The 23,208-nt window shown below is 53.9% G+C and carries 18 protein-coding genes; 8 read left to right on the forward strand and 10 right to left on the reverse strand.

The features are described from left to right. From CBB91_RS10160 to CBB91_RS10170, 3 genes are all read left to right on the forward strand, one after another. Positions 1 to 402 (forward strand): hypothetical protein (locus tag CBB91_RS10160; RefSeq protein ID WP_273013944.1); only part of this gene is annotated, 402 nt, incomplete at its 5' end. Between the two features lie 354 nt (positions 403 to 756). Next, positions 757 to 3,000 (forward strand): S8 family peptidase, encoded by a 2,244-nt coding sequence (locus CBB91_RS10165; RefSeq protein ID WP_273013945.1) that lies wholly within the window; start codon positions 757 to 759, stop codon positions 2,998 to 3,000. 32 nt (positions 3,001 to 3,032) lie between these two features. After that, positions 3,033 to 3,368: a hypothetical protein gene (locus CBB91_RS10170; RefSeq protein ID WP_273013946.1), complete on the forward strand. Its 336-nt coding sequence runs from the start codon at positions 3,033 to 3,035 to the stop codon at positions 3,366 to 3,368. A gap of 6 nt (positions 3,369 to 3,374) precedes the next feature. On the opposite strand, the gene metK is transcribed toward CBB91_RS10170, so the two are convergent. From metK to CBB91_RS10190, 4 genes are all read right to left on the reverse strand, one after another. Continuing rightward, positions 3,375 to 4,556, reverse strand: coding sequence for a methionine adenosyltransferase (gene metK / locus CBB91_RS10175; RefSeq protein ID WP_273013947.1), 1,182 nt, complete (start codon positions 4,554 to 4,556; stop codon positions 3,375 to 3,377). 29 nt (positions 4,557 to 4,585) lie between these two features. Next, positions 4,586 to 5,440 (reverse strand): formyltetrahydrofolate deformylase, encoded by an 855-nt coding sequence (locus CBB91_RS10180; protein ID WP_273013948.1) that lies wholly within the window; start codon positions 5,438 to 5,440, stop codon positions 4,586 to 4,588. Between the two features lie 14 nt (positions 5,441 to 5,454). Beyond that, positions 5,455 to 6,855 (reverse strand): adenosylhomocysteinase, encoded by a 1,401-nt coding sequence (gene ahcY, locus CBB91_RS10185; RefSeq protein WP_345906800.1) that lies wholly within the window; start codon positions 6,853 to 6,855, stop codon positions 5,455 to 5,457. 99 nt (positions 6,856 to 6,954) lie between these two features. Beyond that, positions 6,955 to 8,115, reverse strand: coding sequence for a DegT/DnrJ/EryC1/StrS aminotransferase family protein (locus CBB91_RS10190; protein WP_273013950.1), 1,161 nt, complete (start codon positions 8,113 to 8,115; stop codon positions 6,955 to 6,957). A gap of 195 nt (positions 8,116 to 8,310) precedes the next feature. Between CBB91_RS10190 and CBB91_RS10195 the strand changes: the two genes are divergently transcribed. Together CBB91_RS10195 and CBB91_RS10200 are read left to right on the forward strand one after the other, a co-directional pair. Beyond that, a complete protein-coding gene (locus tag CBB91_RS10195) occupies positions 8,311 to 9,336 on the forward strand; it encodes a glycosyltransferase family 2 protein (RefSeq protein WP_273013951.1) in 1,026 nt (341 codons plus the stop codon). A 6-nt stretch (positions 9,337 to 9,342) separates the two neighbouring features. Next, on the forward strand, positions 9,343 to 10,419 hold the full coding sequence (locus tag CBB91_RS10200) for a glycosyltransferase (protein ID WP_273013952.1): 1,077 nt from the start codon (positions 9,343 to 9,345) through the stop codon (positions 10,417 to 10,419). Here the strand turns inward: CBB91_RS10200 and CBB91_RS10205 are convergent. Further along, positions 10,416 to 11,243, reverse strand: coding sequence for a glycosyltransferase (locus CBB91_RS10205; RefSeq protein ID WP_273013953.1), 828 nt, complete (start codon positions 11,241 to 11,243; stop codon positions 10,416 to 10,418). The genes CBB91_RS10200 and CBB91_RS10205 overlap by 4 nt on opposite strands. A gap of 248 nt (positions 11,244 to 11,491) precedes the next feature. Between CBB91_RS10205 and CBB91_RS10210 the strand changes: the two genes are divergently transcribed. Next, complete coding sequence (locus CBB91_RS10210; RefSeq protein WP_273013954.1) at positions 11,492 to 13,168, forward strand: sulfotransferase; 1,677 nt, start codon at positions 11,492 to 11,494, stop codon at positions 13,166 to 13,168. 15 nt (positions 13,169 to 13,183) lie between these two features. Here CBB91_RS10210 and CBB91_RS10215 read toward each other — a convergent pair whose 3' ends face one another. After that, entirely contained in the window at positions 13,184 to 13,912 is a 729-nt protein-coding gene (locus tag CBB91_RS10215) for an FkbM family methyltransferase (RefSeq protein WP_273013955.1), read from the reverse strand. Between the two features lie 137 nt (positions 13,913 to 14,049). On the opposite strand from CBB91_RS10215, the gene CBB91_RS10220 reads away from it, so the two are divergent. Both CBB91_RS10220 and CBB91_RS10225 read left to right on the forward strand, forming a co-directional pair. Next, positions 14,050 to 15,438, forward strand: coding sequence for a hypothetical protein (locus CBB91_RS10220; RefSeq protein WP_273013956.1), 1,389 nt, complete (start codon positions 14,050 to 14,052; stop codon positions 15,436 to 15,438). Between the two features lie 2 nt (positions 15,439 to 15,440). Further along, entirely contained in the window at positions 15,441 to 18,755 is a 3,315-nt protein-coding gene (locus tag CBB91_RS10225) for an exostosin family protein (RefSeq protein WP_273013957.1), read from the forward strand. A 51-nt stretch (positions 18,756 to 18,806) separates the two neighbouring features. Here CBB91_RS10225 and CBB91_RS10230 read toward each other — a convergent pair whose 3' ends face one another. From CBB91_RS10230 to CBB91_RS10245, 4 genes are read right to left on the reverse strand one after another with little or no spacing between them, the layout of a single operon-like run. Further along, positions 18,807 to 20,837 (reverse strand): glucosyltransferase domain-containing protein, encoded by a 2,031-nt coding sequence (locus tag CBB91_RS10230; protein WP_273013958.1) that lies wholly within the window; start codon positions 20,835 to 20,837, stop codon positions 18,807 to 18,809. A 5-nt stretch (positions 20,838 to 20,842) separates the two neighbouring features. After that, positions 20,843 to 21,826, reverse strand: a complete 984-nt coding sequence (locus tag CBB91_RS10235; protein WP_345906801.1) for a glycosyltransferase family 2 protein — start codon at positions 21,824 to 21,826, stop codon at positions 20,843 to 20,845. Next, entirely contained in the window at positions 21,823 to 22,221 is a 399-nt protein-coding gene (locus tag CBB91_RS10240) for a GtrA family protein (RefSeq protein ID WP_273013960.1), read from the reverse strand. Before CBB91_RS10240 ends, CBB91_RS10235 begins: the two co-directional genes overlap by 4 nt. Then, the gene (locus CBB91_RS10245; RefSeq protein ID WP_273013961.1) at positions 22,218 to 22,910 is read right to left on the reverse strand and encodes a class I SAM-dependent methyltransferase; all 693 of its coding nucleotides are present in this window, start codon (positions 22,908 to 22,910) and stop codon (positions 22,218 to 22,220) included. The genes CBB91_RS10240 and CBB91_RS10245 overlap by 4 nt, the downstream gene beginning before the upstream one ends. Between the last annotated feature and the right edge of the window lie 298 nt (positions 22,911 to 23,208).

The following is a 23,208-nucleotide window of genomic DNA, read 5'->3' on the forward strand; positions in this document are numbered from 1 at the left end:
GAGTCCCTTCCGGACGAGATCAAGACGCGGATCGACAATGAAATGACGGCGCTGAAGAGTTTGTACCTGCGTCACCCGCAATTCCGACATGAGATCGATTTCATCTGCAAGCGTAAATCGGTCATGGAACGGCAATTCCAATATTCAGACATCCACGACAAGATTGCCAGCAAGATCGCCTACGAGTCCATGTTCTTGGGGGGATCGCTGACGCTGTATATGGAAGTGCGCGATGCGATGACTCGCACGGGTGTTGATCAGTTGATTGAAGCAGATTTCGCGCACGCTTTGAAAGACCGGAAGCACGCCATGAAGGCCCTGTTGGATGCACCTGGGGATGCGATCGATGCAGAGACAAGGTCGCTATTTTACTTCTCGCAGGAACGGGTTGAGTTCTCCTGATCAACTGAACGAAGTATTTGCGCTATTCTTCTCTTTAAGGTGAACTATTTCTCTTGGTGCGATGGCATGAAAACATCGGGCGTTTTGGGAGGATTAAGTTTGACTTGGAGAGGTAAGTCGAATTCTTGCGCGAGCATCTCGCGTTCCGTTCTGGTCTCCACCATGATGGGCGCTTCCATCGTGATTTTAGGCGCGTGCGCAGGTGGCGGAGGCGGGGGTGGAAGCTCCGCTGTTACGCCATTGCCGCCTCCTCCGCCACCGCCGCCCCCTCCGCCGCCGCCCTCGAACCCATTTCCGGATCAGATTGCGGAACCTTCCGCTTTCGAAACGCGCGAATATAATGCCACGGTTGGGTTGCCGATTATCGGGGCTTCGACGGCGTATGCGCTGGGTGCAACGGGGCAGGGGCAGGTGATCGCTGTCATTGATACCGGGACAGACGCCGACCATCCAGATCTGGAGGGCGCGGTGGTGCAAATGTATGACGTTTGCGCGGACACGGAATGTTCCGGCTTTGATGAGAATGGAGACCGCGTCAACATCCGCCGACAGCCAGGTGACATCGACACTGGTGGGCACGGGACTCTTGTTTCCGGCGTTATTGCGGCTCGGCGCCAGGATGATTTCAATTCTTCGCTGGACGATAACACGCCGAATGGAATTCAGGGCGCGGCCTATGAGTCATCCATTCTGGATATTCGAGCGGATTCGCCGGGCAGTTGCGGCCGCGAAGGCGAGGATGACGACTGCGTCTACAACGACAGAAATCTCGTTACAGCAATTGAGTATGCTGTGGATCAAGGGGCGACCATTATCAACATGTCGCTGGGGGGAGACATTGATAGTGACCCCACGCTCGAAAACGCAATTCGTGCAGCGGCGAATGCAGGCGTGCTGGTGGTCATCTCCGCAGGTAACGATGGAGAGCCGGCGGGGACGGATGAAGAAGGAAACCCGACTGAAGCCAAGGGTGAGATTCCGAATGAGCCAGCTTACATCGCCGGCGAGGCTTCGTCCTTGGGGCGAGTTGTGGCCGTCGGGGCGGTTGATCCGGATGGAAAGCTCTCGGACTTCTCCAACCGCGCTGGTACCGCATCTCAATCCTATTATCTCCTGGCGCCGGGCGAAGGTGTAATCTCGACTGGACCGGACGACGATGTGGCATTTCCAGACCTTCCCACATGTGCCGTGGGCGAGTTTGAAGGCTGTAATGACGCTGACAGTGAGGGTGACTATTATCGGATCGCCGGTACATCTTTTGCCGCACCATACGTAGCGGGGTCGTTGGCCCTCTTGCTGGACGCGTTCCCGAATTTGAGATCGCAGCCAGAGGTCGCGCTCCAGATTCTGCTGGATACTGCGACAGACTATGTGGATAGCACTCCTGACATCATTACCGGTGAGGTCGCCGGCGTCGGCACGGATAGTGTATCGGGTGTGGGGCTTTTGAATCTGGAAGAGGCGTTTCGTCCGCAGGGCCAGCAAAACCTCGACTTCGGCTCTGAAAAGGTCAGTCTGATCGACGCTGTGGCCCCAAGCGGCGGCGCGTTCGGGGACTGGGCGTCGAATTCTGGCGCGTTCAACAAGCTTGTGTTTCAAGACAAGTACCAACGCGGATTTCAATTCAATGCAGACGCTGTGGCCGCGGCGTTTCCTACAGATGCCCTGGGGTCGCGCCTCATCAATTTCGATACGCGAGCCGATTGGGCGGCGGGGGAATCCTACGCTGTGAATGCGGGCAATATGTCTTTCAGCTGGGCGCAGGCCCGCCTGAAGGAAGACCCGACTGCACCGTATCAGGAGGACCCTCAGTCCACGTTCAAGATGCGCTACAGTCTCGGCGAGAGCCAGGTCGAATTTGGCCGCGGTGGCTCGCTGACCCATCTTGCGCCCGATATTTCCCTGTTGAACGAGCCAGGCGTCGGGAATGCGTTTTCGACCGGCGGTGCGTGGGCGAAATTAAGTCACGCCATAAGTGACAATCTCGTTATGGACATTTTTTCAGCTGAACAGGGCGCACGCAGCCAGTCTGGGTTTATGTTCGGTCGCGATGAGCGGACATGGTCCGTGCGCGCAGGGGCGTCGTTTATCTCGGATGAGGATACTGCGCTCGGCGGGTCATTGCAGGCCCGTTTTGGTGCAGAGGATCAGACCGAGATGACGGCCTATGCCTTGGAAGGGGCCTGGCTGTCGGGGGCTGGCTGGATTGTGTCGTCCGGGCTTGAGGTGGCAAGTGTCGAGCTGCCGGGCGTTGACGCCGAAGGCATCTGGACGAGCCGATGGTCACTGGGTGCAGACCGAGCGCTCGGCGAGGGAAGGCTGCATCTCATCGTGGCGCAGCCTCGGCGCGCGGAAACTGGACACCTCAATCTCGATGCGCCAATCGGCGTGGATTTGAACAGTCAACTGATCCGTGGTCTGGTAAAAGCAGAGCTCACACCAAGCGGCCGGCAGATCGACTATGAAACCCGCTATACTTTTGGTTTGACCGATACCTGGTCGGGCGAGGCGGCAGCGGTGATTTCGACTTCACCAAACCACATTTATGGTGCGGAAGGTCAGGAGGCGCTGTGGATGCGGCTGTCGACACCATGGTGAGGGTTGCATTAGTTTCTCTAGCCGCATGCTTCATGCTGTCCGGATGCGCGGCCCTGCCTTTCTTCGGGGCGGCTTGTCCCGAAATTACAGATACGTCCGCGTGGATCAACAAGATGCCGGGGCCGGGCCAGCCATCTGGCGGCAAGCTTCATGTTGTTGTTCGCGTGGCCGATGACCAGCCCTGGAAGCTGACGCCTCAACCGGGTCAGCCAGAAGGGCTTTTGGTTCTGGAGCTGTCAAAGGGCGGGCCATCCGTGCCCGGCACAGCGGCTTACCAACAGTCGCGCAAGCCTTTGCCTCAACACATTCAAGTGCAGTGCCAAGGTAAGCTTGTCGCGACTGTTGATGAAATAACTGTCGCGTACTGAGATTGGCTAGTTTGTGAGGCGCTTGAGTTCGTCCACGAGGTCTGTCTTTTCCCAGCTGAATCCGCCTGCGTCTGTCGGTGTGCGGCCAAAGTGGCCATAGGCCGCAGATGGCCCATAGATCGGACGGTTCAGATTCAGGTGTGTGCGAATCCCCTTGGGGGACAGGTCAAACAGTTCCCGCAGCGATTTCGCAATGCGTTCTTCGTCCACATTGCCGGTTCCGTGGGTGTCGACATAGATGGAGAGGGGTTGAGCCACACCAATCGCGTAGCTGACCTGAATGGTGCAACGGTCGGCCAGTCCTGCCGCGACGACGTTCTTGGCAAGGTAGCGCGTAGCATAGGCTGCGGAACGGTCGACCTTGGAGGGATCTTTGCCGGAGAACGCACCGCCGCCATGAGGGGCCGCGCCGCCATACGTATCAACAATGATCTTGCGCCCGGTCAGGCCCGCATCGCCGTCAGGCCCGCCAATCACAAAGCGCCCCGTCGGATTGACGTAGAATTTGTCTTCCGCGGGGAACCAGCCGTCCGGCAAGACGTCCTTGATCACAGGGCGGATGATTTCCCGCAACTGGTCCAGCGTAGCGCTGTCCTTGTGCTGGTGGGAAACGACGAGGGCATTCACGCCAACCGGCTTCGACCCTTCGTATTGAAGTGTCACCTGACTTTTGGCGTCTGGCTCCAGTTCAGGATGGGTGCCATCATGGCGCAGTTGCGCCAGCCGTTGAAGAATCTGATGTGAGTAGACCAGCGTGGCTGGCATCAGTTCCGGCGTTTCGTTGGTGGCATAGCCGAACATGATGCCCTGATCGCCTGCGCCCTCTTCGCCATACAAGCCCTGGCCTTCTTCAACGCCTTGAGCGATCTCGACCGATTGGCCATGAACATGGTTGGCGATTTCCATATTCTCCCAATGAAAGCCATCTTGTTCGTACCCGATGCGTTTGACGACATCGCGCGTAGCCTGGTTCATTTCGTCATGTGTGACCTCGGCGCCATTATTGGTGCGAACTTCGCCGGCCAGAACGACGCGATTGGTGGTCGTGAGGGTTTCTACCGCTACTTTGGAGGTTGGATCACGCGACAGGAACAGATCCACAATCGCATCCGAAATCTGGTCTGCGACCTTGTCCGGATGGCCTTCAGAGACGCTCTCGCTGGTGAATTCGTGACTGGCAAGTTTCATGGGTCCTGTCTTTCTGTTCTTCGTTCTGCCTAGCGGGCGAAAACGACTGTTTTTCCGGCATTGATGAAAATGCGATGCTCGGCATGCGCCTTCACGGCACGCAGCAAAGCGTTACCTTCCAGATGGCGGCCGCTCTCGATCATGTCGGCCGGGCTGAATGTGTGGTCGACTGCTTCCGTCAGCTGCGTGATGATCGGGCCTTCATCAAGGTCTGCCGTCACGTAGTGGGCCGTCGCGCCAATCATTTTTACACCGCGCGCATGGGCCTGGTGATAGGGGCGTGCGCCCTTGAAGCCCGGCAGGAAGGAGTGGTGGATGTTGATGCATTTCAGCTCGAGCCGCCGGCAGGCTTCATCGCTGAGCACCTGCATGTAGCGGGCAAGCACGACGAGGTCCGCGCCGGTTTCCTCGACAATGTCGAACAGGCGGGCTTCAGCTTCCGGTTTGGTTTCCTTCGCCACCGGCACATGGAACCAAGGCAGTCCCCAATGGGCGAAATCGTCCCTCAGCGTTTCATTGTTCGAGACGATCCCGACAATGTCGATGGGAAGTTCGCGCCGGCGGGCCGCATAAAGCAGCGTGTTTGCGCAATGCTCCGACTTGGACACCATAAGCAGGGTGCGGACAGCTTCGCCTTCCGGATGAACTGACCAGTCTGCGCAGAGTTCCTGGGCCATGGTTGCCAGATCGGTTTCAAGGCCGGACGGCAGGGCATCCGATGTGCCATGGAACACTAGGCGCGCGAAGAAGCGGCCGGTTTCCGCATCGCCGAATGTCCGCGACGCGGCAATAAAGCAATCATGACGCTCCATCAGCTTTGCCAGTCCGGCGACGAGACCGACCCGATCCGGACAGGCAAACTTCAGGATATGCGAACGCGACACTGTGGAGACTCGACCTAGTAGCGGTAATGTTCAGGCTTGAACGGACCAGCCGCATCCACGCCGATGTAATCGGCCTGCTCGCCGGACAATTCGGTCAACTGCACGCCCAGCTTTTCCAGATGAAGCATCGCAACTTTCTCATCGAGGTGCTTGGGCAGGGTGTAGACCTTGTTCTCATACTGCTCGCCGCGCGTATGCAGTTCGATCTGGGCGAGAGTCTGGTTGGTGAAGGAGGCCGACATCACGAAAGAGGGGTGACCCGTGGCATTGCCGAGGTTCACAAGGCGGCCTTCAGACAGGAGGATGATCCGCTTGCCATCCGGGAAGGTGATCATGTCCACTTGCGGCTTGATGTTCGTCCATTCGAAATTGCGCAGGCCTTCGACCTGAATTTCATTGTCGAAATGGCCGATATTGCAGACGATGGCCATGTCCTTCATCGCGCGCATATGGTCGACGGTCAGGATGTCCTTGTTGCCGGTCGCCGTGACGAAGATGTCGAACTTCGGCGCAGCTTCGTCTACGGTCAGAACTTCATAGCCGTCCATCGCAGCCTGAAGGGCGCAGATCGGATCGACTTCGGAGACGGCAACACGTGCGCCGGAACCGGACAGTGACGCGGCAGAGCCCTTGCCGACATCGCCATAGCCGGCGACAAAGGCTTTCTTGCCCGCCATCATGACATCTGTTCCGCGACGGATCGCGTCAACGAGCGACTCTTTGCAACCATATTTGTTGTCGAATTTCGACTTGGTGACAGAGTCGTTGACGTTGATGGCCGGGAAGGGGAGTTCGCCCTTCTTCTCAAGCTGGTACAGTCGGTTCACACCGGTCGTCGTTTCCTCGGATACGCCGCGGATTGCAGCCTTGGTCTCGGCAAACCAGCCGGGCGATGCCGCCAGGCGCTTCTTAATCTGGGCGAACAAGAATTTCTCCTCTTCCGAGCCCGGCTTTTCCAGGAAAGACGGATCGGATTCGGCGCGCTCGCCGAGGATCAGATACATGGTTGCGTCGCCGCCATCATCCAGGATCAGATTGGCGCCGGTACCGTCATGCCAATGGAACATGCGGTCAGTGAATTCCCAGTACTCCTCCAGCGTTTCGCCCTTATAGGCGAAGACTGGCGTGCCATTCGCCGCGATCGCAGCCGCGGCATGGTCCTGTGTCGAATAGATGTTGCACGATACCCACTGGACGTCCGCGCCCAGCGCTTCGAGCGTTTGGATCAGCACAGCTGTCTGGATGGTCATGTGCAGCGAGCCGGCGATCTTCGCGCCCTTCAGGGGCTGCGACGGACCGAACTCCTCACGCGCGGCCATCAGGCCCGGCATTTCCGTTTCTGCGATGGCGATTTCCTTGCGGCCAAACTCTGCAAGGGAAATATCTGCGACGCGGTAGTTTTCGGCCATATCAATGATCCTTTATACGTTTGTATCGCGGCTAACATGTCATACAAAAAAAGGCAACGCGCGAAGTGCGCGTTGCCTTGGATTACAAGTGCATCCGATGTCTGGTTACCCGTTGAACGCCCGGATCGCATTTATGACGCGTGTCTGGTCGGCTTCTTCCAGATAGGGGTGCATTGGCAGCGCGATGACGTGTTTGCTCGCGGCTTCCGTGACGGGGAGGGTGCCGTCGGCGGGTTTGAAGCGGGCGCAGAAATCCTGTTCGTGGATTGGTACGGGGTAATAGACGGCGGTCGGGATGCCCTGACCGGAAAGATGCGCCTGCAGTCCGTCACGATTGTCATGCTCAATGACATATTGCGCCCATACGCTCTTGCCACCCGCGATGACGCTGGGCACGCGCTTCACGTGTCCGGTCAGGCCCTCGGCGTAGCGGTCCGCCACAATCTGGCGCTTCTCGATCTCGTCACCGAAGATCTTGAGCTTTTCCAGCAGGACCGCAGCCTGGATCGTGTCGAGCCGGGAATTCATACCGACGCGCAGGGAGAGGTATTTGGGGTCATGATGGAAATTGCGCTCGGCGGCATCGGTCGGCGTAACCTTGCCATAGACGCGCAGGGATTCGATGCGCTCGGCGAGCTTGGCGTCGTTCGTGATGATCGCGCCGCCATCGCCGTAACAACCCAGCGGTTTTGCCGGGAAAAAGCTGGTCGTGGCGATGTCGGCCCAGTCTGACGGATGTTGTTCGTTGAGCGTGCAGCCATAGCCCTGCGCCGTGTCGGCGATCAGCTTCAGGCCGAACTCGTCACAGATGGCCTTGATTTCGGGGTAGTTGGCCGGCTGGCCGAACAGGTCGACGGCGATCACGACTTTCGGCGTCAACTTGCCCTCGGCTTTCACCGCCTCGACCTGCTGGCGCAGATGCGCCGGGTCCATGTTGTAGGTGTCTGGCAGAATATCGACGAAAACTGGCGCTGCACCGAGCCACGGCACGACCTGCGCTGTCGCAACAAAGGTGAAGGAGGGGCAGAATACCGCGTCGCCCGGTTTCAGTTCCCATGCCATCAGCGCAAGGGCGAGGGCGTCGGTGCCATTCGCGCAGCTGACCGAATGCGAAGCCCCGCACCAGTCCGCGAGCTGTTTTTCCAGTTCCGTGACTTCCGGTCCGAGCACATAGCGGCCGCTTTCAACGACTGACTGGATTGCCGTGTTGATCTCGGTCTCGATGCGCTTGCGCTGGGCTTGAAGGTCGATGAAGGGAAGGGACATGGCATTGTATCCTTTGCATCAGGGGTGCCCCCCATATTTCTGTTGGGTGTTCGTCGCAAATCACAGAAGGTTACGTAATCCAACAGGACTACAGGGGGTGTGCTATTGGGGTCACGGTCATCTTACAGGCCGACGGTTGCCATTATCGCAGAATTGCGAATGATGCGCGTGAAAAGTTGAATTGAGAATGATACTGTGACCCAAATTTCCGTCCTTATTGTGAACTTCAATGGCGAAGGATATTTGCAGGCAGCGCTGGATTCATTGCGGGCTCAGACGTTTCAGGACTTCGAAATTATCGTGGTCGATAACAATTCCACGGATGGCTCTGCCGATGAACTTTCTGTCGACGGGTTATCCAAGTTCCGACTTTTGAAACAAGACAAGAACCTCGGCTTTGCCGCGGCAAGCAATATCGGTGTTAAAGCGGCGAAATCCCCGTGGGTGGCCATGCTGAACCCGGATGCTGAAGCCAAGCCTGATTGGCTGGCCAGTATCTTGGATGGCATAAAACGGCACCCGGGCGTCTCCATGTTTTCCTGCGCACAATTGTGTTTGGAGGATTCGTCTGTGCTTGATGGGGCAGGGGATAATTATCTGGCTTTCGGAATTCCGTGGCGCGGAGGGTTTGGTCGATCTCTGAATGATTTACCTCGTGAAGGCGAGTGTTTCTCCCCCTGCGGCGCGTCCGCCGTATTTTTCCGCGACACTTACTTGTCTCATGGTGGGCTGGATGAGCGGTTCTTTTGTTATTGTGAAGACGTCGACCTTGGGTACAGGATGAGACTCGCAGGTGAGCGTTGTATTTTTCTTCCGACCGCTGTTGTGTCGCATGCCGGAAGCGGCATTTCCGGCCGCGCGAGCGAGTTTTCGCTGTTTCACGGTACGCGAAATCGATTGTGGACTTATGCCAAAAATACACCATTCGCACTCTTATGCCTTACCCTGCCCGGGCACGTGCTTCTGACGATCGCAATTTTAATGCGCGGCACCATGAAGGGGCGTGCTGGCCCGGTTTGGCGCGGGCTTGTTGCCGGCGTTGCAGGAATCGCCCGGATACGTGCAGATCGCACCTTTGGCCCACCTCGCCGTGTCGTACCGCTAGTGAGTTTGATGCGCGCCATGGCCTGGGACCCAAGAGCCCTTCTTGGTCGCCATACCGTAGTAACGCCACTGAAGAATGTGGAAGCCGTTGCTCAACTTGATGCAGTGCGGAGCTAACCGCGTATGTCTACATTCGCAATTTCTGTGCCCGTCGGTGCATGGCACCCCTTTCTTCCGCATGCGCTCGCGAGTTTGAAGGCGCAGGGGACTGGAGTTAAGGTCGCCCTATTGGACGCATCGGGAGATCCGCGGGTCCAGGCACTTGGCGACGCTGAAGACGCGTGGTTGGCGTATCGTCGGCACGGCAAGGACAAAGGTCAGTCAGACGCAATCCTTGAGGGGTGGGCCAATGTTGATGGTGACTGGCTTGGCTGGTTGAATGCTGACGATATTCTTATGCCTGGTGCGCTGGGGCGTGTGCGGAGTAAGATCGCGGACGAGCCTGGGATCGATTTGGTATACGGCCAAAGTACGATCATCGACGAGGATTCCGCCATGACGGGATATCACTTCAATGTCGAACGCCCGGGGCCGCGCCTGCTGGAAGGCTGCATTATCTCCCAGCCATCCTGCTTTTTCAAACGCTCGACATATCAATCTGTAGGCGGCCTGAACCCTGATCTTCATTATGTTATGGATTGGGAGTTATGGATCCGCTTGTACAAGTCGAATGCGAAGTTCGCTTTCATTGACGAGCCGATGTCACAGGTATTGTGGGGTGCTGACACGAAGTCAGCATCTCTGAACGAGCGACGGCGCACGGAGTTGCGAGCAATAATATCTGAGCACACGCCAGAGCCGAAGCGGAAGGAAATTTTTCGGGCATTTGCCATACACGCCATCGCGGATATGATTTGGCCACGCTTTTTGAAAAAGAAGGTACTCAGGCATCTCCGTAGAGTCGGTCAGCGGCTTTACGGATTGCGTGCGGACGGTGAGATCGCGGACCAGGCCTCTCTCGCCCTTGCCCACTATTTCGATGTTGATGCAACTGGTGTGGAGATCGAGCTGGAGGGTGCGGTGGAAAATGTCAGTGTCGAAGCGTCCGTCCCGTACGTTGAGCACGCTCGTTCGGGTGGGCTGGTGAAGCTTGTCTTCGACGAACCACTTCCTTCGGGCCAGCAGGTGAGTATCAAAGTCACGAAGCCCTCTGACTCTGCCATGCTATTCTTCAAAAGAGCTGTTTGGAAATTACGCTAGGAGACTGGTCCTGTCGTAACAGACTGAAACAGGCATCCATCTGCCTCCTTCATAATTTTCAGCGCGCCAATAGCTGACCATTTTCGAAACATACCTTCCAGAGGCTTTTGAACGCGGGGGTGCGGGAATGGGGCCCCAGTTGTGCGGACCTCCTCCGCATAGGCTTCCGCACCTCCCACTGAAAGGTTTTCCCCGTGGAACCGAAACCCTCCCAATACGGTTGGCAGCACACGGAGGGGAGAGTGCTCCGCAAAGTGACGCCACAGCAAGAAGTCGCCAGCCAACTTCATGGATTCAATCTCGCTTCGGGCATCGTGTGATAACTTGTTCAATAGAGACCGTGAGAAGAACATACTCTCCTGTTGAAGGTGGCCAAGTAGGCCAGCGTGAAACCAGCCCTTGCGTATCCAGCTTTGTGGATAGCGCCCGTACGGGCGGACATAGCGCAAGCGGCCCGATGCGTCCCATGCGCCAGGAAAGCCGGTCACCCAATTCGCATCCGTTCTCTCGATACAGTCTACAACAGATGCAAATGCCCATTCTGTATAAAGATCATCATTGGCAATCCAGGTCATGATGTCGCCAGTCGCCTGGTCAAAGCCGTGAAATATAGATGGGTACAAGGCAAGGCCTGGTACAACAACTAGCTTCAGGCGCGGATCCAATTCAGCCTGCTTTTGAACGATTTCTTGAGACCCGTCTGTCGATCCGGCGTCAACGACGATGTGTTCCCAATTTTCAAGGCTCTGTCTTTGAATGCAGTCGAGCAGATTTGGCAGGAATCTGGCGCCGTTCAGGACGGGCGTAACTATAGACACTTTCACGCTGATCTACTCCAATTTCTATAGTCTGAGACGGTTCGGGGTCGCGACAGTGGACGATTGTCTTTGCCCAACCAGTTTCTGCAAATCTGAGTGTAGATGAAGGTGGTAGAGCGGAATTTACATACTGGCAATTTGATCTTCATATATCTACGGCATCTTACGCCCTGCATATTGACTCAGTAGTTTGTGCATCCTGTATGCTATCGGAATTCTTTCCGGCATTTCGTTGAATCTGAAGGGCTAAGTTTGTGGCTAAATTACGTTGGTTGGTTTCAGGTGTTGGGCGTTCGGGTACGACATTAACCTATAGCGTTTTGCTTTCGGCAGCCCGTGCAGAAGTTCCAAATACTCTGGGAAGATATGAGCCATTTTTGTGGGGCGAGCAGACGTGGGACAAGCTGCCCAGCGAATTCGGTGATGCCTTTTCACGAACGGACGCAATTAGCGCGGCAGGAATCTTTGCTCACAAGCAGATCCCTCTCTTCTTAGATAGCAATACGCCTCAGATGCGTGCTTTTCTGGATGAGACACTTCCAAGAAATCGTTCAGTCGTCGCAAAGCTCATTCGTGGTGCTGGCCGATTAGCTGCCTTTCTCGAACATGATCCTGATCTCAAGATCGTGCATCTGGTGCGAAACCCACTCGACGTAGTCAATTCCGCTCTTTTGCACTTCTCGTTCTTCGGGGGAGAGTTTCACAAGTCTGATGAGGCTCGGTTCGAGGCTGAGGCTCAAAGCAAGTTTCCCGGTGCTCACCGCCAAATAGAATCCGAACCAGAAGCGATCAAAGCGCTGGAATGGTGGCGGTTGATGAACGAAGCTGCGTTGAAATCAGCCGAACAGTTTCCGGACCGGTTGATGGTTTATCCTTATGAGCGCCTCATGGAAGACGTCGCGGGCGGGATGGCCGAGATCATCTCATTCTTGGGTGGTCAGGGGACTGCCATCAATGAGGAGTTACTATCTGAAAAAGTTGGCCCAGTAACGCATTACAAGTGCGTTCGTGCATGCGATCGTGATGAAATCATGCCGTTTGTGAACGATTATTTCAGTGATCAACGTATTTTCTCTCGTGAGGGAGATGCCAGCCATGTATCGGCATGGCGATCCAAATTGCATGAAAAGTATGCAGCATGCGTCGCCGGGCCACCCTTCGCCCCAGGTCTTGTTCGGAACCTCGCGCCAACAGTGGTGAGAAACATCGCTGCGAAAGCTCAACAGGAAGCGCATAGTGCTCGTGTGGCAGGCGAGGGGCAGGTTGTTCAGATAGTTGACAAGGTAACAGAGCGCCAGAAGGTCGATATCTTTCCAGCGTTCGCAGAGGAGGTGTCGGAAAGGGTCGCTGAGCGCCAGAAAGCCGATGTCGTGCCAATGTTGGAAAAGGCGATATCGGAAGTTGCCTCGCTTAAAAGTGAGCTCGAATCTACCAATACGGATCAATTGAAAAGATTGTTGGAGCTTGAGAAAAGTAATGAAGATCTGCACCAGCAATGTCAGCTGTTCAGTGAGCACAACGAGGCGCTAGAGAAAAAAATTCGGCAGGCTGAGAAAGCACGAATGGAGGCTCAGTACGCGTCTGAACGGGATTTGAAGGCGGCCCAGGCTTTAATCAGTAAGCTGCGCGATAGAGTAACAAGATTGCAAGACGAGCGTGATTCGAAGAAGAAGGACTTCGAAAAGTTACGTGTCGAAATGCGAAGCATTGAAGATAAGCTCAGAAAAAGCGATGTCCGTTTGCGCTCGGCAGCAAGTGATCGTGAGCGCTATCGGCAGCAACTCACCGAGCTTTCAGCGGTGCTCGCGCCACGATTGAGCACGATTGCCAGTCTTCGGCCTCTGCGATTTGTACTGCGCCAGCGTCAGCGCGTGAAGGCCGGGCTGGTCGAGGTTGATGCAAATGGTGTCGTTGGGCCTAGGAGCAAATAGATTCTGTTAGTCGATCTATTTTGGCTCGTACGTCTTCCATTTTGATATATCGAAGCCGTCGCCAAAGATTTGATATCCTTTCTCAATGATAATCTTTTGGTTCAGGAATATAAGGTCAACCTGGCATAGCCTGTCATCATAATAACATAGGTCAACTATATCAAATAGTTGGAAGCCATGGCGTTTGATTTCCTCGGAGCGTTCAAAAAAGGTCGCCATAGTGGCTTCAATACAAACTACGCTGCAGTCTGCCAGGATTGATTCTGCGCCACGCAATACCGACATCTCAGCGCCATCTACATCGACTTTCAACAGATAGGGTTTGGCCAAGGAGCGTTCGCCCATGATCGCATCCAGTCTTCTGCCCGGTACGGTGCGGTATTCGCCTGCGGCGTCTCTGGTCTTTGCAATTTGTGCGTGAGTGATTTCTATGCCGTCGCGCACGGATTTTGTGCGCATAGATATGTCCCCATCTGCATCAGTGGCGGCTACTTTGATCAGTTCGTAATCGACGCCAGCTTTGTCATACGTTTCACGGATACGTTGCTCGAACTCTGCAATCGGCTCGATCAGGATTTGTTTCTTGTCGCGATAAGCATGGATGAGCTCATATGTGGAGCTGAGTATGCCCACATCAATGACCGTTCCGACCGGCACGTCCATTTCATTCAGTTTCTTAAAGGCATGCCCTTTGAGGGGATGTCGCTTCCATTCTTTGCGCCTACCGCCAAAGCTCAGACCCATGTTGACCCCTTGGATATCTCACTGTTTTTCTTTATGCCCTTCTTGCGGTTGGTGGGTGATTTGTAAAGTAAATGATCGGTAGATAGGACATGTCTTTGATTGGTCTTCCGCCAGGGATATGAATAAGGAGTGTCTGAATGCATGTGCTTATTGCATTGCCGCACAAGAGCTGCCTGGAAACACTCTCTCCGCTGTTCATGGCGCTTGGGGAAGAGGTTAATACTATATCCGGAGATGGGCAGGGATTGCGCAGGACAGAGATGCGCGCGTTCAAGAATGCAATGCACGCATGCCCTGAGGCCTCAGTTCTAGTCACCGCATCACCAGCGCCTTGGCCTATACTCAGTGCGCTAATGTTGGAGGATGCCCAATGTCGGTCGCTGGTTTTCTACGAATCCGCCAGCACAGCCATCGGGCGAAAGATTGAGGGCGGTAGCAGTGCGTTCGCGGCTGCGACGGAATGGTTGGAGGAGGCGCAAGGTCTTGTTGCCTTCCAACAAGCCGTCGGGCGGTCTGCAGCATTGATGGAGTGCGGGAAAGTGATCTCGTCGCCTCGGGCAATGCTTCGATATTGTTCGGATCAGTACTTGTTCGATCACGTAGATCTCACGGCTCGTCCCAATGCATTGGTGGGGCCGAGCCAGCTTTACACCATCATAGCAGATGCCATCATTCAGCGAGATGATAATGTCCGTGAAATGATGGAGCGACTGAAAGCTAATGAGGTCAAACTGCCGAGTGCTGAGGCTGTCGTATTCGATGAACTTGATGATCTAGCGTCTTCTTACCGCAAATTGCTGGCCGACCAGCGTGAGCTGAGCCGTGCGAAGTCAGAAGCGGAATCGCTACGGAAATCTGTTGCGCTTGCTGAAGAGGCTGTTCAGGCGCTTCGCCTCAAGCTTGCCGACACAGAGAACGACGGCGCGCTGAGCAACACCATTCTCGACCCTATAGCCAGCGAGCAGGACGAGTTGAGTTTTCTGCGAGCCGAGAACGCTAGGCTTCGCCACGTCCTTTCCAGCGTGCAGGGAGTGGCTGAGCAAAGTGTCTTGCGGGCCGCTCAACGGAGTGAGAGCCAGAATACGTCAAATCCAGAAAACGAGACTGCCGAAAGCGCTTCTGAAGAAAATGGGACAGGTTCTGCGGTCGGGAACTCAGGTTCGACAAAGCCAGAAGCGCCACCAAGGGGCGCCTTGCCACCGTCACTTTTGAAGAGGGCGGTCTCCCGGCTAAAATTCCAGCGATGGCGACGTATCCGCAGGGAGGCCGCCATAATTGCAGCGTCACAATTGTTCGATGCTGATTGGTACTTGCAGAACAATGAGGACCTACAGAGGCAAGGGGTGCACCCAGCTCGACACTACGCGCAATTTGGTGGTCAGGAAGGACGTGCTGCAGGGCCTGGGTTCTCTTCTCGATTGTATCTGGAGGCCTATCCGGACGTGGCTCGTGAAGGGATAAATCCTTTGCTTCACTACATTATGGTAGGGAAGGCAGAGGGTCGTGAAATAAGGCGAGCTGATTGATAATGCAGACAACTAGAATATTCGTCGTAACGCCTTGCTTCAATTCGGCCAGTACGATTGATCAGACAATCGTTAGTGTCTTGAGTCAGGCTGGCCCTTTTGAACTTCATTACCATATCCAAGATGGGGGCTCGACGGACGATACAGTCGAGCGATTACGACAGTGGTCGGATAGAATAAACAGCGGTCAGCATACAAGCTTCTGCGAAGCAATTCATTTCTCTTATGAAAGTGATCCTGATGCTGGTATGTACGATGCGATCCGTCGCGGTTTTGAGTCGTTCGATCTAGCCAACGAAGACTGGCTCACTTGGATTAACTCCGATGACATACTGGCGCCGGGAGCTTGCGCGCTGATGGCGCTGATCGATGGCGACGAGCAGAGCGACTCGATTTCCTGGGTTTCTGGCACCGCTGCGATCATCAGAAATGGAACGGTCGTCAGCAATGCGCAACGACTCGTAAGTTCTGAAGTTGCAAAGCTTGGAATATGTGATGGGCACCATTGGGAGTTCTTGCAACAAGAAGGTACGTTTTTCCGAGCTAAACTGTGGCGCACTATTGATCCAGCATTAGATTTTGCAAATTTTCGTCTTGCGGGAGACTGGAACCTTTGGAGGCTGTTCGCACACGAAGCGGATCTCTATCAGGTGATGCACGCTATGGGATATTTCCATGTTCGAGAGGGCCAGCTTAGCCAGTCTCACCGTGATGATTATTTGGGCGAAATAGACGACACTTTGTCGTTGGAGGAGCGAACGCAAAGTCTGTTGTCCGTGGGCAGTTCACCGCCGAAACAGAACCGACTGTCTGTCAACTATGCCACAAACGAAATTCGTGTTGAAAAGAGGGACCTTTCACTTCACTGGAAGTACAGGTTGATTGAGTTGTTCGGTGACGAGCGTGCGAACGAAATAGAGGCGGACTATCGGAACAAGCGCGTCAAAGAGGAGCGCATGCGAGCCTATAGGGCAATGGGGGATTCCTCAGCAGATTTTGTTCCTGGTGCGCGAACCGACATTGTCGTCCACAATGACCAGTGGCAGTTTCCNGCGATTACTGAGCTTCATGCATTCTCGAAAGTGCGGGAATGTCTGCCCTATGTCGATGGTGTTTGCTATGTTGCGTTTCCTTGGGCGACCCTGATCGATCAGTTGAATGTAAAGTCGGAACCGGCTGAAGAATTGTCTGAAGTGCTGGAGAAGTTCGATCTTCAGCACCAAGGATACNAGCGCGTTGTGACCGTGTGTCAGCATATTCAGATGNAGATGTATGCGGATGTTTTGATACANGCAGGCATCACTGATGTGTTCTGGAGTCATGCAACCAANGGGCAGGAACGGATATTGGGTGCTGATGGACGAACACTCAACGTTTACCCATTTCCACTCTACCCGGTACAGGCCGTGGAAATCGACCGCTCTACCTTAACCGATGAACGCAAGNACTTATTTTCGTTCATCGGTGCAAAAAGNAACGAGTGGTACCTTACTCAGTCTCGTGATTGGATTCTTGACGCGCTTTCGGATCACCCACGCGGGTTTGTGGCGGGGCGGGACAGCTGGCACTATCAGAAAGTTGTCTACGATCTGCAAATTCGCCGGACCGCATCAGACGGCGTCGGATTGGTTGATGATGATGCCAGCCATTTGTTCCGTGAAGTTTTAAAGCAAAGTGTCTTTTCCCTCTGCCCNTCCGGGTCCGGGCCAAACTCGATCCGCTTGTGGGAGTCCATNGGTGCTGGATCTATCCCCGTCATATTGGCCGATACTTACCAGACGCCNGGAGATGACAAACTCTGGGAAAATGCGGTTGTATTCTGTCGGGAGAGCCCCGAGGATATCGCGGCACTCCCGGATCGACTGGCGGCCATAGCGGCAGACCCCAAGCGAATCGACAGTATGCGTCATTATCTGAAGCAGCTGTGGATGCTGTACGGGCCGGAAACATTCGTAACGGATATTCATCGGTTCTACATCCAGTTGGCACATTTGCGCTACGCTTCGGAAGACAAAAGGTCCCCGCTCAAAATTTTGGCTGAACACGTGAATTCTGGGAGNGCGTCTGCGATTGGGGGACTGGAGACGTTCTTGAATCTCTGTTCGGGAAGGCTNGCCATAGATCGATCAGGTTTCCTNCANATGNTGGAACAGGATCGCACAGTTCGTGTTGCNTGTGATTATGCGATCAANCATTGTACGGACCAGATTGTCGTTTCCAATGTGAANGAAGCTTTGGGGGAGGATGGCGTTGCTNTGATGGATCTCGACGGTCCGGAGGCAAGCGTCCCCATTCCTGTGCGACGACCNCAAGTGTTTCTTTTCGGGCGGCACGCAAACCGTACACCGATGTATTATCAGCCCTATCGGCAACTGTTCGAGCAGCACGTCGACTTCGTTGAAGATATTTGGAAAGCGGACGTCGNTGTTACAGGATTNGACATCGACATCAGATCGGCGACACAGGATCTCGCGAAGAAAACAGATGTGCGACCAGAACTTCAGTTTCTCGTCGTCTCGGAAGAGCCGTTGTGGGACACTGTCTGGAGTANTGTCCTGACTGAATGCTCCGGTGTGGCGAGTAGTGGCTCAACCACCATCCCTTATGCGGTCGCAAACCACGTCAATTCTGACGTNTTTGCCTTTGACAAGCTGCCGTATTTCATCACGACCGATGACAAGTTTTTCCAGCGTTATGCCAGCATGTATCAACGCAATGCGAATATGAGTGTCGATGAGCTTCTGGCCATTTGGCGCGCTGCNCCCATCCGAGCAGCGTTTTATGCAGAACGTCGTNTGGATGAGCGCTTCGATCTTTTCCTTCCAGAGCTTGGGGTGCGAGGTCTTTGCGCCTGGCGAACGCGGGTNGCCGAGGCTGTCGAAAATGGGCCAATTGTTCATGTGGGGAAGGGNTGGGATCCTGAGTCCAAGGTTCGCCAAAGTCTGGCTGACTGGCACCTCGACAAACTCGTGGCACTGGACCGGCGTGCTCTTGTCGTCTCGGGTCTGGAGAACACGCACCATTCCGACTACATCACAGAGAAGATATTTGATGCCTTCGCCGTGCTTGGCGTTCCGCTGTACTATGCAGCCCCGAGCCACCGGGTTCATGAGCTTTGCCCTTCCGGAGGATTTCTGAACTTGTACGGGCATTCCGAAGAGTCAGCTGCTGCCCTCGTTGACGCGTTCGAGCCTGACGCGGCGTTTGCGCGAGCGTACTTGGAGACGCAGAAACAGCTCGCAACGTTGTTCAGTGACCCTGAAATCCTCAACCAGGAACGCGCTCGCGTCGTGTCGAGTGTTCTCTTATCTGTCTAGCCTTCTTACCAAACTGCTTACTTGTTCACTCTACCGGTAGGATGCCGCAGACTAATCTGCCGGTTTGTTCAAGCGTTCTAAACGAGCATTGCTAATTTGTATTGTACCATCGCTCGGCACGCCGTCTGGTGAGTAAGGGCCATGGAAGGCTATATGAGCACTTTCTGCAGAGGCGGGTGCAGAGACTTCGTGAGTGTACGTAAACGCTCCGTTGGCGTCCGCACTTTCTACCGCTTCGCGTCCTGCTTTGCTGCTCCACCAACCCACGACATTTCCGGCTGTGTCCAAAAAGATTGGTCCGCACGCGAATGAGAGTGGAACCCCATTTTGCCCGCTGTTTACGACATGTCCGTCTATCACAAGCCTAAACCGCTCACCTTGACTAGCTTTGAGTGCATCCACCGAAATGCCAGATTGTCCGGCGGAGAATTTGACGGAGTTGTTTCTCAATTCAAAACTTGCGGCATGACCGTTCACGGAGCGCCATTGGCCCGCTGTGAATTGCGCAGTTAGTTCCTTCCCTTCTTGGATCGTAATTTCCGACCTTGATTCAGGGGGGCGTTGAGTTGGGCGCTCCATAAATACTATAATTTTGTTTCCGGAAATAAATACTGAAGACTCATCCGGCCAAGGAGCGCGATTGTCAAAAATGTCGCTGCTTCGAATTTCCGCATATTTAGTCGCGTACTGTGGGTCAGTTGATGTTTGGGCGAAGCGTATGCGAGCACCAAGAAGTCGGAAAACGTCCTCGTCCACCCAGCGATCTGTCAGCTCGCCAAAGTCCATGTGACCATCACCAGCTCGGTCAATTTTCCAATCTCCCTGTCTGAACAAATTATACCGGAAGGTAGAGTATCGACCAATTCTGATTAGGTCATAGGTCTGGGTGGGGTCAAAATCTTCAAGTTGCTCTATCCGCGTGAGAATTCGGTTGGCGATTGCGAGGTCGTGAGATTCCCCTCGCTTTAAAATGCTTTGCCGAACAAGGTTCGCCTGAGACATCGTAGATAATACAAACACAGATGCGACGAGCAGGGCCCCCTTACCTATGCGCGACGGACGCGCAAGAAAGCAGAGTACGGCAAATGAGAAGGCATGAAGAAAGCCAAGTGCAGCATTGTATCGATATTCGTACAGTGAGCCAGCGGGATCGGAAATCAAAAATATGGCTTTGGTTGCTATAATCGCCAATAGCCAAAGCACAAATACAATTAGAGCCCTTAAGGGAGTACGTCGAAGATAAATAACGGATCCGACAATTGCCAAGACAAGCAATCCAAGCAATGCAAACTTCAATGGCGCGAGCATATCTGGTTGTGTCGACACAAGGTGCTCAAAGGCAGAAAGCACGACAGATCGAAGCCGGATTATTGCGTCTGAGATACTATGAAACTCTAATGATTGAGAGTCTGGGACGTTTAACATCTTGAGAGATATTACATATGCAATTCCGCCGATTACTGCGGCCGTCACCCTGGAGATCAGGACCACCGCTTGGTGCTTGAGCTTGTTCCCAAACTTGCTTTCTCTCGTTCGCATGAGATGCGATATGATCCATGCAAACGTCAGCACACCATAAACTGATACTGCGGCTTGGTAGCTGGCAAGCATTAGCAAGATCAAAACCGATCCGAGCCCTAAGCGCCACAGGTTGGGCTTGGTCAGAACCAATATTGCGGCCGCTGCAAATACATTGGAGAGAAAGAACAGTGGCGTCATGAACGAGTAGTAGAAGAACGCCAGATTCATGGGAAAGATGAGCGCTGTGGCGAATACCAAGAAGTTTTCGAGCTTGCCGCGCGTGAGCTTCCAGCCAACGGCCGCCATAAAAATGGAAAGCGCACATAATACGATACCAAAAACGGGCATTAAAACCGGAACGTCTGCGTCATAGTGCAGGTGGCCAACAAGTGGTCCAAGCCAACGACCGTTGCCGATTTGTTCCGATTTGTGGAGCCATGGCAAGCGTAGAGCGTGGTTCCCAAGAATATGCTGGGAAATGAAGATGAAATAGGAAAACACAGCGAGACCAATTGACCAAGCCAGGGCCGGACGGTTTTCGCGGTCGAATATTTGAATCACTTGCCTCACCGTTGCGTTTCCTCAGTATCTGTCCTGATGTCGATGAAGTATCGAGGTCGGTCTTTGATCTCTATGTATATTTTTCCTATATATTCGCCGATGAGGCCGATCGATAGGAGCTGAATTCCTCCGAGAAATGCGATCATGACCATAATCGATGCCCATCCAGCAATAGTTGATCCTGAAAAACTGGCGATTACGGCAGCTGCCGCCGCGATAAATGACAGGAGCGATACTGTTGCTCCCGCGATGAATATGAAGCGCAGTGGCCGGGCAGAAAACGAGGTTATTCCTTCCCATGCCAACGAGAGCATTTTGCGTAGAGGATACTTTGACTCTCCTGCGAACCGCTGAGCTCGATCATACTCGATCATTGCCGTCTTGAAGCCGATTAACGGGACTAGGCCTCTGAGGAATAGGTGCACCTCACGGTAGCTGCCGAGTGCCCGAACCGCCCTAGCGCTCATCAAGCGAAAATCGGCATGATTGAATACAACTTCCACTCCCATGAGTGAGAGAACGCGATAATAGCCTTCAGCCGTGAAGCGTTTGAAAGGGGAATCTGAAGAGCGGTCAGCGCGTACACCGTATACAATATCAGTATTTAGCTCGACGTGATTTCTTACCATTTTCTCGATGACCGAAACATCGTCTTGGAGATCCGCGTCTATTGAGATGAAGATGTCACCGTTCCCCTCATTCAATCCGGCAAACACAGCATTCTGGTGGCCCCGGTTTCTGGATAACTTTATACCCTCCACCCAGCGCGTATTGCTTGCGATTTCTTGTATCATCGACCAGGTCTCATCCTTTGAGCCATCATCAACGAACAATACATAACTAGAATCGTGAACTAGCCCGATTTCGACCAGGCGCTTAAGGACATCAGTGAGCTGATTTGCGGATTCAGTCATCACCTCCTGCTCATTGTAGCAAGGTACGACAACGCATAGGCGAGGGCTCGTTTGAGTGTCGGAAGCGGTCATTATTCTGTGCTCCTATCGGCAGAGAAGACGATATACTTCATTCCCAAGAAGCTGCAGATCGCATACACGACGACACCTGCTAACTGCGATTGCGGGGCAGGGATTCGCAGTACTTCAACAAGGGAGACAACTGTCGCCAAATTTAGCGCGTAGGCGGTCAAAGCGAGCACGACGAATGGCAGAATGTCTTTGTGCGCATGCTTACTTTTTACTTTGAATGTCCAAACTCGATTAATGAAAAAGCTGCACACAAGTCCAATCGCATATCCGAGAGCATTGGCAATGATGTATTGCGCACCCAGAGCCATTGCTATGTAGATTGCCGCGAGTCCCATCCCTGTATTGGCGAATCCAGACAGGGTAAAGCGCGCCAGTTGGACTAAAGTACTATTGATCATGCTTTAGCTGCAAGGCTGTATTGGCCACCCAAAGGCAGCCAAGTGAGTGCCTTTTCGATTGGCCGTAGCGCGGACAAAACGGATGGGAAAAATATCCGGTAGCGCTTTTCGGAAGCGGAAAAGCCGGCGTTCATTAGACGCTGCATCATCGTTTTTGCAGGAATAAGGACTGCATTTTCGTCGAATGGGCAGGTGTTGACTGCCCGTACGGTAAGGGGATTGAGTGGGTTATGTTCGAATAATACGAACATTCCATTTGGTTTCAGAACCCGACGTATCTCTTTGAGCCAGTGTATGTGCTCATTGGCTGGTATATGATGGAAGACGCAGGCAGTGAAGACAAGGTCAACCGAGCTGTCAGTCAACGGAATTCGATCATGCGAGATGTGAACTGGTTCGGAAAAGTTCGGATATCGGCTTTGAAGAAACTCGAGGCTTTTCTCTGACACATCTGCAGATAGCTTTCGGGAACTTGGAAAAAGTTCTGCGAAAAACGGTGTGGATGCGCCGATACCGGAACCAAAATCGAGAATGGTTTCCGGTTCAATACCTTCTCGATCGCATATTAAGCGAGTGTCCAAAATTTTATAACGAGCGAAATATTCTGGTCCCTCACCGGTCACAGCAATGTTCTCGCGCATCATGCTTTCGTAATGCTCGGCATATTGGTCGAATTCAGCTTCATTCATGGCCAGTCTCTAGGTAAGATGCTATTCGGTCGTTGATCGCGTCAGTGCGTGTTTCGTTTCGGTGGAGGCTGTGTATCCTCGATAGCGTAGGCGTTCAATTTTATACATCCCCGCCTTTGAGATCGCCATGTCAACCTAACGCTAGTTCGCTCAGCGCGCTGCCATAGCCAAAGCTTCTTCCAAATCGCCATCGAAGACGATTTGCCCCTTTTTCAGGACGATGCCGCGATTGCACATTTGTTTCATGAGGCTGACTTGGTGAGTGGCCATGACGAAAATCCCGGTCTGTGCAATGAGG

Source organism: Hyphomonas sp. TMED31, from assembly GCF_002172815.1.
Classification (GTDB): Bacteria; Pseudomonadota; Alphaproteobacteria; order Caulobacterales; family Hyphomonadaceae; genus Hyphomonas; species Hyphomonas atlantica.